Raw genomic sequence first — 12540 nt, forward strand, 5'->3', positions numbered from 1 at the left:
GCCCTCGCGGCCGGTTCCGCGGTCCGGTGGCCTGACCGCTTACCGCACCGGCTCGAGGATGCTGGTGTTCTCCGCGAAATCGGCGGTGGCGTTCGCGGCGGCCACCTGGGCGGTCTTCTCCAGCGAGGACAGCGAGGATGCCGGCACGCGCACGATGAGCGCGCGATGGTCCACGGAGAAGCGGATGTGCCGGGTTTCGGGCAGCATATCGCCGTCCACCTGCGCCTTGGCCGGCTTCTCCAAGGTGATCTCCGCGGAAACGCCCTGCACCTGCTCCATCGTGGAGTTCGTGGACAGCGGGTTCTGCTCGGGCTTGCCGGTGATGGTCTGATGCACCACGTCGCCGAACAGGTTCGCCCAACCCAGGATGCCGCCGGTGGTGTCGATGATCTCGAAATCGAGGATGCCGTCGTCGTAGGATGCGGCCGGCATCAGCGAGAACACGGGAATCTGGCCGCAGTTGCCGGCCATCACCGTGCGGAACTTGAGGTTGTTGATGGTGTGGGCCGAGCCGTCGGCGCTGGTGATGGTCAGGTCGCCGCGGAACTTCGGGGCGAACAGGTTCTTGATGCCGCCGGCGAAGTATGCGAGCCAGCTGATGTTGCGCTTGAGCTCGGGGTCGGTGTCGTCGATCATGGCCGCGTCGAAGCCCACGCCGGCGATGATGAGGAAGGCATGGCCGTGGTCGTCCTCCGGATGGTCGAGCAGCGTGAGACGGCCCATGTCCACCAGGCGCGAGCCATGCGAGGTAGCCACCGTGAGCGCCGCGTCGATGTCGTCCACCGGAATGCCCATATTGCGGGCGAACAGATTGCCGGTGCCGATCGGGATGATGCCGAGCGCATGGCCGGTGCCGGAGACGGCGCTCGCCACCGTGCGCACGGTGCCGTCGCCGCCCACCGCGATGACCACGTCCGCGCCGTCGTGCAGCGCCTCCAGCGCGCAGACGCGGCCGTCCTTGTCGAGCTGGGTGTCGTAGAAGCGGATGCGGTCGAGCCCCTTGGCCTCGCAGAACTCCTGGATATGCAGTCGCTGGGCCGCCGCCTGCGGCTTGGAGGGGTTGATCACGAAGGCGTACTGCACCTCGTCGTCACGCCGCTTCTCCAGCGACTCCGCCAGTTTGCGGCGGCGGCGTGCGCGCAGCGCGAGGACTGCGGCGGCGATGGCCACGATCACGAGGATAACGACGGCGACGATGAGCGCGGTGACGGCAGGCTGAGACATGATTCCTATTGTTAGCGTGACCGTCGGGACAAGCGGTGAAAGTTGCGCGAACATGAACAGTTTGTGCACGTTGGGCGGCTACCGGCCGGGAAGCGTCTTCCCGGGGAACGTCGCCGCCTGCACGGGCCAGGGCGAAGCGGACGCCGCGTGTCGGCTTACGGCGGTAGTGTTAGGCGCATGCTTGATATTCAATTCATCCGTGAACACACCGATATCGTCAAGGAATCCCAGCGCAAGCGCGGCGAGTCCGTGGAACTCGTCGACGAGGTGCTCTCCTCCGATACCACCCGTCGTGAGGCCCTGAAGGCCTTCGAGGAGGCCCGCGCCCAGCAGAAGGAGATCGGCAAGAAGGTCGCCGCCGCTCCGGCCGAGGAGAAGGCCAAGCTCATCGCCGAGACCAAGGAGCTCGCCGCCAAGGTGGCCGAGTTCAAGTCCAAGGCCGATTCCGCCGCCGAGGAATACACCACCGCCATGTGGAAGCTGTCCAACATCGTCGAGCCGGAGGCCCCGGAAGGCGGTGAGGACGATTACGTGGTCGTCAAGAAGGTCGGCCAGATCCGCGACTTCGCGGCCGAGGGCTTCGAGCCGAAGGACCACCTGACCCTGGGCACCGAGGTGGCCGGCATCGACATGCGCCGCGGCGTCAAGGTCGGCGGCTCCCGCTTCTACTTCCTGCGTGGCCAGGTGGCCCGCATGCAGATCGCCATGCTCACCATGGCCGTGGACCAGGCCGAGGAGCACGGCTTCACGCTGGCCATCACCCCGACGCTGGTGCGCCCCGAGGTCATGCGCGGCACCGGCTTCCTGAACTCCCACTCCGATGAGATCTACCGTCTGCGCGAGCCCGACGACCAGTACCTGGTCGGCACCTCCGAGGTGGCGCTCGCCGGCATGCACGAGAACGAGATCCTGGACCTGTCCAACGGCCCGCTGCGCTACTGCGGCTGGTCCTCCTGCTACCGCCGCGAGGCCGGCGCCGCAGGCAAGGACACCTCCGGCATCATCCGCGTCCACCAGTTCGACAAGGTGGAGATGTTCGTCTACGCCAAGCAGGAGAACTCCTACGCCGAGCACCAGCACCTGCTGGAGATGGAGCAGGAGATGCTCGCCAAGGTCGAGGTGCCGTACCGCATCATCGACACCGCCGCCGGCGACCTGGGCTCCTCCGCCGCCCGCAAGTTCGACTGCGAGGCCTGGGTACCGACCCAGGGCCGCTACCGCGAGCTGACCTCCACCTCCAACTGCACCGAGTACCAGGCCCGCCGCCTGAACATCCGCGAGCGCATGGAGGACGGCGGCACCCGTCCGGTCTCCACCCTCAACGGCACGCTGGCCACCACCCGTTGGCTGGTCGCCATCCTGGAGAACCACCAGCAGAAGGACGGCTCCATCGAGATCCCGAAGGCCATGCGCGCGTACATGGGCGGCAAGGAAGTCATCGAGCCCACCAAGTGGGAGGCCTGATCCCCCTTCCTGGCTCCCCTTGTCAGGGGAGCTGTCAGCGCAGCTGACTGAGGGGTAGTCACGCGGATAGGACATTGCGTATAAAGCGATTCCGGCTGCGATGGGTATGAGCTCAAACCCTCTGGCCACCCCAGCTGTATAATTGAACATCGTGCGCTTTTGGCTTCGGCCATCGCGCGCACAAGGACAGATGTCTGAGCGGTCTAAAGAGACGGTCTTGAAAACCGTTGAGGGGCGACCCTCCGCGAGTTCGAATCTCGCTCTGTCCGCAGGCCAAGGGGTTCCGTTCGTTATGGACGGAGCCCCTTTTGCGTTGTGTTTACCTCGCGCCGCGCGTTCCGGCGCAAGCCCGAATCCTTGCAGAATGTGCGAAAAGTATCATAATGAATGTGAGATTTCCGTTTAACAGAAAATTCGCGCACAAAAACGGACAAAAACGCACATTTTGCTTCTTCTTGTAGTACACTAGGAAGTCGAAGGCAAGATACTTCAAGGAGGAAACATGACCACTGTTCTGGTTACGGGCGGCGCGGGCTTCATCGCCACCCATACCGATGTCGAGCTGCTGGAAAAGGGATACGACGTCGTCTCCGTCGATAATTACGGCAACTCCTCGCCGGTCGCGCTGGACCGCGTCGAGCAGATCACCGGCAAGAAGATCAAGCGTTACGACGGCGACGTGCGTGACGAAGCCCTGATGAACAAGATCTTCGACGAGAACCCCATCGACTGGGTCATCCACTTCGCCGGCCTCAAGGCCGTGGGCGAGTCCGTGGCCAAGCCCATCGAGTATTACGACAACAACCTGTACTCCACGCTGGTGCTGCTCAAGGTCATGCGCGCCCACAACGTCAAGAAGATCATCTTCTCCTCCTCCGCCACCGTGTACGGCAACCCGAAGGAGCTGCCGATCACCGAGGAGACCCCGACCGGCGGCACCACCAACCCGTACGGCACCTCCAAGCTGTTCCAGGAGCAGATCCTGCGCGACGTGCACGTGGCCGACCCGGAGTGGACCATCGTGCTGCTGCGCTACTTCAACCCGGTCGGCGCCCACGCCTCCGGTCTGCTGGGCGAGGACCCGAAGGGCATCCCGGCCAACCTGACCCCGTACGTGGCCAAGGTGGCCATCGGCGAGCTCAAGGCCGTCCAGGTCTTCGGCGACGACTACGACACCCACGACGGCACCGGCGTGCGCGACTACATCCACGTGGTGGACCTCGCCAAGGGCCACGTGGCCGTCATCGACCACATCGAGAAGCCCGGCGTGTTCACGTACAACCTGGGCACCGGCCACGGCTACTCCGTGCTCGAGGTCATCAAGGCCTACGAAAAGGCCGCCGGTCACCCGATCCCCTACGTGATCAAGCCCCGCCGCCCCGGCGACATCGCCGCCTGCTACGCGGACGCCTCCAAGGCCGAGCACGACCTCGACTGGAAGGCCGAGCTGACCATCGACGACATGGCCGCCTCCTCCCTGAACTGGCAGACCAAGAACCCGAACGGTTTCCGCGACGCCGAGAAGTGATTTCGTCCGATGAGACGAAAGCGGGCCTCCGCCGCATACGCATGTCGTACGCGGCGGAGGCCCGCTGTTCTTTTCCGTGAGCTCACATAAGCTCATACGAACTCATACGAACTCATACGAACTCACACGAACTCACACGATGCGCCGGTCGGCGGCCCAGCGCGTCAGCTCGGTCCGGTTGGACAGCTGCAGCTTGCGCAGCACCGAACTCACATGCGTCTCCACGGTCTTGATGGAGATGAACAGCTCCGCCGCCACCTCCTTGTAGGTGTATCCGCGGGCGATGAGCCGCATCACCTCCTGCTCGCGGGCGGAAAGCCGGTCCAGCTCCTCGTCGCGCACCGGCCCACCGGCCTGCGAGCCAGCCCCGCCGACGGCACCGAAGCCGTTCCCGCCGCCTGAGCCCTGGAACGCGGAGAGCACGAATCCCGCCAGCTTCGGCGAGAACACCGCATACCCCTCATGCACCTGCTTGATGGAGGAGATGAGATCGGCGCCGGTGATGGTCTTGGTCACATACCCCTGCGCGCCGGCCCGGATCACCGCGCCCACGTCCTGCGGCGCATCCGAGACGGACAGCGCCAAAAACACGGTATCGGGGGAGTAGGGGCGCGACTTCAGCAGGATCTCGGCCCCGCCTCCGCCCTCGCCGCCCGGCACATGCACATCCAGCAGCACCACCTGCGGCTTGGTCTGGGCGATCATCGCCACCGATCCCGGCACGTCCGCCGCCTGCCCCACGATGTCGAAGGAATCGCGCAACGTGGCGATCACCCCCGCGCGAAACATCTCATGGTCGTCCACCACGGCCACGCGAATCCTCGTGGATTGCTCCTCGTTCATGCTGTCTCTCCTTGTTGCGCCGCAGGTTGCGGTGTGGTTTGCGTTGCGGACTGCGCCGTGGCGTGCAGCGCGATCGGCATATGCATACGGACCTCGGTGCCCCAGCCGGGTCTGGACACGATCTCCACTGTACCGCCGCGCCGTTTGATACGGCCGATGATCGATTCGCGGATGCCCAGCCGGTCCGGCGGAATCGCGTCGATATCGAAACCGGGGCCGTGATCGCGCACGAACGCCTCCACCAGCGTGGCCCCGGCCTCGCAGTACAGCGAAATCGGCTCGCCGCCGTGCGTCACGGCATTGACCAACGCCTGCTGCGTGGCGTCCAGCAGCGCATCCGTCTGGGCGCTGGGACGGGCGTCCCCCACGATGACCACCTCGATGGGCTTGCCGTGCCCATCCTCCACTTCGGCCGCGATCTTCTTGAGACCGGCGCTCACCGAACGATCCGAGGCGGACCGCTCCTGGTACAGCCATTCGCGCAGCTCGCGCTCCTGGGCCCTGGCCAGCGTGAAGATGGTGTCCGGCTCCTTGGCATGCAGCTGGATCAACGCCAACGTCTGCAACACGCCATCATGCAGGTGCGCGGTCATATCCGCGCGCTCCTCCTCACGCTCCTTGAGCGCCTTCTCATGCGAGAGCTGCTGCAGCATCGCGTTGGCCCAGGGCATGACCGCCACCACGGTAGCCACCAGCATCACGAACCCCGAGAACATGATGCGTCGGGGCGAGGTGCCCCACCCCACGAACGTCACGTTGGACACGTACAGCGCCCAGCCGCAGAAAATCAGCACGATGCCGCCGAGCATGGACAACAGCTGCGTGCCGTGCGGCGTGAGGTTCATCCATGCCAACGCGATGCCCGCCATGCCCAGCAGCAGCGGCAGGATCACCGCGCTATCCACGCCGGTGCTTACCAGCAACAGTCCGATGCCCATGAGCAGCACGCCGCTCAACGCCACCAGCGCCGGCTTGGGGGCGCGTCTGACCGCATCCGCCAACGATTCCGGTGTCGCCGCGGCGATGCCGTCGCCGCCGTCCGCCATATCGCCGGGAAGCCCCGCATTGCCGCGCGACAGCGGCGCCTGGCCCACCGGCACTGACGCCGCTGAGGCCGCGGCCGCCGCCACCGGGTCGCCTGCCGGCATGAAAATCCACAGGAACACATAGCCGATGATGCCGGCCCCGTACACCATCGTCAGCAGCACGAACGCCAGCCGCACCCACGCCACGGACACCCTCAGATGAAGGGCGATGCCCTTGCACACGCCGGTCAGCCATCGGCCGCGTTTCGGCCGCATCAACGGCAGCCGTGCAGGGAGCATCGGCGGCAACGGCCGCGAAGCCGCCTGCGACTGTGTCTGCCCGGCCGCGCCGGTCTGTATGGGGAAGGTCATGCCTCCATTGTGCCGCGTTCAGGGCTTTGGCACCGGGGTTTCAACACGGGTTCAGGGAACAATCAGGGTGTTTCCGGGGGAGTGTGGCAGCGCCGCGTTGCTGTAATGGAACCATGAGCAATCCCACCATGAATCCCTATGAGCCGCAGCCGAACAAGGCTTCGCGGCGTTTCTTCGCCTGGATCAGGTCGAGCGGCCTCATGCGCGGCGACGACCGTTGGATCGGCGGCGTGTGCAGCGGACTGGCGGCCCGGCTCGGCTGGAGCCCCACCCTGGTCCGCGCGCTGATGATCGTCGCCACGCTGTTCTTCGGCTTCGGCGCGGCCCTGTACGCGATGGGCTGGTTCCTGCTGCCGGACGTGCGCGGCGGCCACATCCTCGGCGAGGACCTCATCGCCGGCCAGTGGAACTGGAACTGCCTCGGCTGCTTCCTGTTCATGGCCGTGGCGGTGCTGATCCCCGGCGCCGGCTGGGCGTGCATCGCGCTCGCGGCCGTCACGCTGTGGGCGCTCGCCAAAAGCGGTATCAGGCAGCAGGAGGGGTACGGGTTCGGTGCCCGCGGCATGCGTGGCAGACCGCCCGCCGCGGGTCCTGCAGGCCCGGCAAGCCCGTACGCTGGTCCGCAGGGCCCGTACGTCGGTCAGCAGGGCCCGTACGTCGGTCCGATGAACTCAGGATACGGTCCCGCCGGCCCGGCCAATACGCCCAATCCGGCCGCTTCGTACGGCCCGTACGCCGGTCCGGCCAATCCATACGCGGGCCCCGCGCCTGCGTCACCGAACGTCGCCGGTCCGGGGCCGATGGGAGCCGCCATGCCCGCGGCCGCTCCCTACGCCGGCTCTTCCGCTGCGCCCGCTGCATCGATGCCGTACGTCGGTCAGTCGATGCCCCCGACCGCCCAGTATTCCGGACCAGGCGCCATGCCCGGTGGCCCGACTGCCGCCGCCCCGACTGCAGCTGTCCCGTCCGCCGCCCAGACTGCGCGCCCCGCATACGCCAGCCCATTCGCACCGGGCCAGGCGACCGCCCCGACCGCCCCGGCCAATAGCCGTTACGCCACCTCCGAACCCGAGGCGACACCCGTGAAATCGCTCCGTCGCCGCCCGGCAGGACCCATCATGGTGTTGGCCGTGCTGGGACTCATGTTCATCTCCTTCGCCGGCGTCATGGCGGCCATCCAGGCCAACGACTTCGGACTCGGCCCCATCATCGAACTCGTCACCATCTGGAGTGCGGCGGTGTGCATCGTGATGGGCGTGATCGTCGTGATCCTCGGCGTGCGCGGACGGCGTACGGGCGGACTGATCCCGCTGGGACTGATGGCAGGCGCGTGCGCCGTGACCATGATCGTCGTCTCCGGCACCTATTCCTCCTATTACTACGACCTGACCCACGACACGGGCACCTATGTGTCCACCGTGGACCTCGGCGAAGGCGTCAATTCGGAAAACGCATATGGCATGAACGAGGTCCAGGCCGCGCACATGCTGGTGGCCGATTCCAGCGACCGTACGTTCAAGACGCTCAAGGGCGGCGTGCTCTTCATGGGCGACAGCTTCGAGAACAGCCATGCCATACTCGACCTGTCCGCATGGGAGGACACGCATCCCGATCACGAGCTGGAACTGCAGAACGGCAGGAAGACCATATCCTATTGCCCGGCCGGCACGATCACCCTGTCCGCCTACCGTTCACAGGTGCATATCATCCTGCCGGACGGCTGCTCGTACGCCTTCGGCAGCAGCCGCGACGGATACCAGATCGCCGAGGCCATCGGCGGCAAGTACGACGCCACGAGCACCAGCTACAGCATCATGTCGATGACGCCCACGGCCCTGACCAGTGCCCCGCTCACCTATGGCTCGGGCATGAGCGGCTCCGAGTACGACTGGCTCAACAATTACGAGAGCACGCCGGTTAATGGTCCGGAACTGCTTATCGACGTGCCCTATGCATTGGAGGCGCGGGTGAACGTCACGTACGTCTCGAACTGGGAGGGATTCACCTTCAGCCAGTATGAAAACCTGCACAGCACCGAGGCCGGTCGTGAGGAACGGCAGTAGTCCGCGCTTGACGTCGCCCGAACGGAGGAGCGACGCGCCCGGATCCGATGCCGAAGGCTCCAACCAGAATCAGTAGGAGAACAGCAATGAACAGCGATACCACACGGTTCCACACCATCGAGGATGTGACCGAAACCAAGGCGATGCCGGTGGCCGATACCGAGACCATCGCCCCCGTGACGGGGCTTGCGCCCGCGGCCGAGCCCATAACCGAGCCCGCGGCTGAGTCCGAAACGGTGCCCGAAACCAAAGTGATGCCGGTGGCCGAGCCGGATACGACCGCGGTGCTGCCGGTGCCCGAGGACGCGGTGGCGACCACGGCGATGTCCACCGTCCAGGACGGCACCGTGACTGAGACGTTGGCCCCCATGACGGCGACGTTGGCCCCCATGGCCGGTAACGAAGAGCCCCGGACCATCGCGTTGGAGTCCGTGGCCGATATCGTCGACGATCAGGCTGGCGATTCGACTGATGCCCCGGCCGACGAACTGTCCGATGAACGGGCCGACGAGCCGATCGATGAAACGTTCGAGGCTGTATCTGCCGATGCCTCCGCGGATGCGTCCGGCGACGCCGTCGCAACCGAAGCCATCGATCCCGTGGCCGGATCCGCTGCGGAACATGCTCCCGAGCCCACGGCTGAGCCCGCGTCCGAGCCCACGGATGAAGCCACACCCGAATCCGCGCCCGAATCCACGGCGATGCCGGCGGACGCGAATCCCGATCCCAAGAGCCTGCCCATCGGCGAATTGCCGCTGCATGGCGACGGGATTCCTCCGGCGACCGATGTGCCGATGTACGGTCAACCGCCCGTCGGCCGGGAGTCCGCCGCTCCCGAAGCCAAGCGAGGGGTGAGCGTGCTCACGATCATCTTCGGTGTGCTGGGTCTGATCATCGGCCTGACGGCGTTGACGTTCGGACTGGTGTTCCCCAACACGTTGATTCCGACTTTCGCCGCAGATCCGCAACTGGTGGTGGCCGTCGCATGCGGTTCCATCGGCGTGATTTTGGTGATCGTGGCTATCGTTTGGGCCGTGATGGGAGCCGCGAAACAGCGGAAAACCCAAGCTGGGCAGTGATGCGAGTACACCTGTTGGGGTTGTGGCCGGTGGCTCCGCGTGGCTACCGCCCGGATTCCGGCCTGCCCATGAGGCAATGGGCGGGCGCGGCATGGACGGTCGGTCCGTCGGCGTGACGGGATTGGATGAATCGGGAGGACGGATGAAACGGATAGCACGCATCACGGTGGTCGCCCTGACGCTGTTGCTGGTGTTCTCCGCACTCGGCTGGGCGATGATGCCACGCTGGGATATCCGTCCCTATGACAACCATCTCACTGTCGCCACCAGCAATCCTGATATCGAACCCGCCAACGCCAGCATCCCGCACGAAGGCCGTTACCGGACTCGGGAAACCAACATCACCGTGGATGTGGGCGACGGCGTGACGTTACCCGCCGTACTGCGCGAACCGGTGGATGCGCCCGGCCCACGCCCCGCCTGCCTGTTCATCCACGGCTCCGGCACCAGTGGGGCCGAGGACTTCGGCGACATCGCCAACGCCATGGCCTCCGCCGGCATCGTGACCCTCGTGCCCGCCAAACGCAACGACGACTACACCGTGCTCCACCGCGACTATGCGAGATTCGCCCACGAATACGGCAAGGCCTTGGACGTGCTGCGCGGCACCGATGGCGTGAACCCGGCCGCCACCGGAATCTACGCCGAATCCGAAGGCACTTGGATCGCCACGATCCTTGCCTCCTCCCGCAAGGACATCGCCTTCGCCGCGCTGACCTCCGCGCCCGTGTTCAAGGGCCGCGAGCAGATGGCCATGGCCGTCAGCGCCTATGCCAAACAGGCCGGGGCGCCGAAACCGGTCATCAAGGACATAGCCAAGCTCATGTCGCTCGACTACGCACCCTTTGACCTGGCCTACGCCGACTTCGACGCCGACCGGTACCTGTCGACCCTGACCATGCCGGTGCTCGTCAGCTACGGCACCTACGACACGGCCATGCCCATCGAACAGGGCGCGCAACGCATCATGACCGCCGCGCATCGTGCGGGCAACGACGACGTGACCATACGCTACTTCGCCGGCAACCATCAGATGCGCGCCGGACAGGGCCTCTTCACGCCGGGCCTGCCGCTCGCGGACGGATACACGCAGGCGCTGGAGAACTGGGTCAACGGCGTGGCGGTAGAACTCGAGATGGGTGTTGCGAACGTGAGCGTACGTGATGTTCGTGCCGAAGCTGCCGAAGTTGACGGAGCTGTCGACGAGGATACTGGCGATGCTGACACGAACGTCCCTGCCACCGCTGTGAACACCACTGCGAAGACCTGGACCATGGCGAAAAACTGGGCCACGCCACAGATCGCCGGCGTGCAGCCGCATCAGCGCTTCGCCGCGCCCACCCGCACCGATTCCGGTATCATCGGCTCGCTCGGCGTGCTCGTCGGCATCATGGCCGCGGGGCCGGTGCTGCTGATCGTCGCGGCTCTGCTGGGACTTGGCATGATGGCAGCCGCATTCGCGCGGGATTACGGGTCGAAGGTGCGTATCAAAGGCAAACGTGCCGCCCTGCACATCCGACCGGGCGCACTGTCCGGCGGCGCGCATGCGGCAACGGCGGGCAACGGAATTCCGGCAGCGCGAGCGTATACAACCGTGGACCGGTCGCTGGCGCGACTGGGCATCGCCGGCCCCTGCTGGCTGCTCGGCATTGTCTCGACGGTGATCACGATGCTGGCGTACGGCTACCTGACCGCCGTGGGACTGGCGTCCGTGTACGTCAAGCCGTACCCGCAACTGTTCGGCATCGGCTGGACGGTGCTGCAGGTATTGACCGTGCTGTTGGTGATTACGTTCGCCTGGCAGCTGGAGTACTGCTGGCGATACCGCTGCTGCATCACCGGTGCGCGTCGCGTCATCTGCGTTGTGGTGGCGTTCGCCGCGTTCACGTCCCTGACCTCGCTGGCCTTTTGGGGGCTGTTCGCCCTGCCGTTCTGACGGTAGGTCCCTGTGAGCGGAGCGGAATGGGGAGTATGCGCCGGTACCGTATCGCCCAGTGGGATGTGAGCAGGGCATAACAGGGAGTATCCATCGGTGTTGCCCCGCTTGGCTGGGTGCTGGCGGAGTGGATCAGGTGCCGACTGCCCATTTCACCTCGCTGAGATTTCTTGAGCGCAGTAAAACGGGTATCAGCTATCCGATTGGTTTCGCTGAGGCTTGGCAAACGGAGTGAATTGGGCATGAAGCACCCCGGGATACCCCGTTGACATGCTGTGAGCGGGGGCGGAATGGGGAGTATGTGTCCATTTCGCCCCCGCCCGCGTAGCGTCAGACGGACCGTTGCGCGGCTTCGGCCTCGTCGAGACCGCTGAACCCACCGAGTCGCACGGTGTTGAGCAAGGTCTCCTCGGTGATGTTGCGCTGCGGATCGGCACTGGTGCGCTCGCGGATCATCGCCTCATACAGGTCGAACGTGGCGGGGGAGTAGGTGCCCAGCTCGCCGCGCAGATAGGTTTCGAACGACGTGGCGGTGGGGGTGTCCTCCGCGGTGGTGAGCACGCGCATGGCCTCGCCCAGCTTGGGGTAGCGCCTGCGGAAATCGGCGGCCCACGCCACCTGTTGCGCGATCACCCGCTCCTGGCGGGCCACACGGTCCGCATCCAGCTTCGGGATATACGGTTCGATGTTCGCTGCGTACTCGGCCGGCGCGGTGGAGGCCATCATACGGCCGTACTTTTCGGTGACGAGATTGCGGCCCACGCGATCCGCCTCGTCAAGATCGGCTGCATACGATGTCAGCAGCAGACGCTCCCAAGTGAGGAACTGGGCCAACCGCATCTGATGGAACACCGGCCAGTTGCCTTGGCAGGCCGCGCGGCCGCCTTCGTTGTTGGTGCGCTGGAACTGGTCCCATTCGTGCCGCACGATGGTCTCGCGCAGTTCGTCCAGGGTGACGTTCTGTTCCGTTGTCATTCATGCTCCTTTGCGTGTGGCGGCCAAGCCG

Annotated in this window: 9 protein-coding genes and 1 tRNA gene; 6 read left to right on the plus strand and 4 right to left on the minus strand. The window is 65.6% G+C overall.

The window, feature by feature from the left end:
- Window positions 1–39: 39 nt before the first annotated feature.
- Complete coding sequence (locus JS536_RS06850; protein WP_214356330.1) at window positions 40–1224, minus strand: diacylglycerol kinase family protein; 1185 nt, start codon at window positions 1222–1224, stop codon at window positions 40–42.
- A gap of 177 nt (window positions 1225–1401) precedes the next feature.
- Here JS536_RS06850 and serS point away from each other — a divergent pair, with 177 nt between their 5' ends.
- The 3 genes from serS (at window position 1402) to galE (ending at window position 4216) form a co-directional block, all read left to right on the plus strand.
- Complete coding sequence (serS, locus tag JS536_RS06855; RefSeq protein WP_214356331.1) at window positions 1402–2688, plus strand: serine--tRNA ligase; 1287 nt, start codon at window positions 1402–1404, stop codon at window positions 2686–2688.
- Window positions 2689–2872: 184 nt separating this feature from the next.
- Window positions 2873–2957, plus strand: a tRNA-Ser gene (locus tag JS536_RS06860).
- Window positions 2958–3190: 233 nt separating this feature from the next.
- On the plus strand, window positions 3191–4216 hold the full coding sequence (gene galE / locus JS536_RS06865; RefSeq protein ID WP_214356332.1) for a UDP-glucose 4-epimerase GalE: 1026 nt from the start codon (window positions 3191–3193) through the stop codon (window positions 4214–4216).
- Window positions 4217–4348: 132 nt separating this feature from the next.
- Here galE and JS536_RS06870 read toward each other — a convergent pair whose 3' ends face one another.
- Both JS536_RS06870 and JS536_RS06875 read right to left on the minus strand, forming a co-directional pair.
- Window positions 4349–5059 carry a response regulator transcription factor gene (locus tag JS536_RS06870; protein WP_214356333.1) on the minus strand — a complete coding sequence of 237 codons (711 nt, stop codon included), beginning with the start codon at window positions 5057–5059 and terminating at the stop codon, window positions 4349–4351.
- Window positions 5056–6384, minus strand: a complete 1329-nt coding sequence (locus JS536_RS06875) for an ATP-binding protein (protein ID WP_240544303.1) — start codon at window positions 6382–6384, stop codon at window positions 5056–5058. The genes JS536_RS06870 and JS536_RS06875 overlap by 4 nt, the downstream gene beginning before the upstream one ends.
- A 185-nt stretch (window positions 6385–6569) precedes the next feature.
- On the opposite strand from JS536_RS06875, the gene JS536_RS11835 reads away from it, so the two are divergent.
- From JS536_RS11835 to JS536_RS12035, 3 genes are all read left to right on the plus strand, one after another.
- Window positions 6570–8519: a PspC domain-containing protein gene (locus JS536_RS11835; RefSeq protein ID WP_240544297.1), complete on the plus strand. Its 1950-nt coding sequence runs from the start codon at window positions 6570–6572 to the stop codon at window positions 8517–8519.
- 86 nt (window positions 8520–8605) lie between these two features.
- A complete protein-coding gene (locus tag JS536_RS06885) occupies window positions 8606–9598 on the plus strand; it encodes a sodium/calcium exchanger protein (RefSeq protein WP_214356335.1) in 993 nt (330 codons plus the stop codon).
- 142 nt (window positions 9599–9740) lie between these two features.
- Window positions 9741–11534, plus strand: a complete 1794-nt coding sequence (locus tag JS536_RS12035; protein WP_346427467.1) for an alpha/beta hydrolase — start codon at window positions 9741–9743, stop codon at window positions 11532–11534.
- Window positions 11535–11864: 330 nt separating this feature from the next.
- On the opposite strand, the gene JS536_RS06895 is transcribed toward JS536_RS12035, so the two are convergent.
- Window positions 11865–12509: a DUF4125 family protein gene (locus JS536_RS06895; protein ID WP_214356336.1), complete on the minus strand. Its 645-nt coding sequence runs from the start codon at window positions 12507–12509 to the stop codon at window positions 11865–11867.
- Window positions 12510–12540 lie beyond the last annotated feature (31 nt).

Source organism: Bifidobacterium sp. SO4, from assembly GCF_018555355.1.
Taxonomy (GTDB): Bacteria; Actinomycetota; Actinomycetes; order Actinomycetales; family Bifidobacteriaceae; genus Bifidobacterium; species Bifidobacterium miconisargentati.

Coding starts and splice junctions, on each gene's coding strand:
- JS536_RS11835 (WP_240544297.1), top strand. CDS start 6,570: ATGAGCAATCCCACCATGAATCCCTATGAGCCGCAGCCGAACAAGGCT.
- galE (WP_214356332.1), top strand. CDS start 3,191: ATGACCACTGTTCTGGTTACGGGCGGCGCGGGCTTCATCGCCACCCAT.
- serS (WP_214356331.1), top strand. CDS start 1,402: ATGCTTGATATTCAATTCATCCGTGAACACACCGATATCGTCAAGGAA.
- JS536_RS12035 (WP_346427467.1), top strand. CDS start 9,741: ATGAAACGGATAGCACGCATCACGGTGGTCGCCCTGACGCTGTTGCTG.
- JS536_RS06850 (WP_214356330.1), bottom strand. CDS start 1,224: ATGTCTCAGCCTGCCGTCACCGCGCTCATCGTCGCCGTCGTTATCCTC.
- JS536_RS06895 (WP_214356336.1), bottom strand. CDS start 12,509: ATGACAACGGAACAGAACGTCACCCTGGACGAACTGCGCGAGACCATC.
- JS536_RS06885 (WP_214356335.1), top strand. CDS start 8,606: ATGAACAGCGATACCACACGGTTCCACACCATCGAGGATGTGACCGAA.
- JS536_RS06875 (WP_240544303.1), bottom strand. CDS start 6,384: ATGCTCCCTGCACGGCTGCCGTTGATGCGGCCGAAACGCGGCCGATGG.
- JS536_RS06870 (WP_214356333.1), bottom strand. CDS start 5,059: ATGAACGAGGAGCAATCCACGAGGATTCGCGTGGCCGTGGTGGACGAC.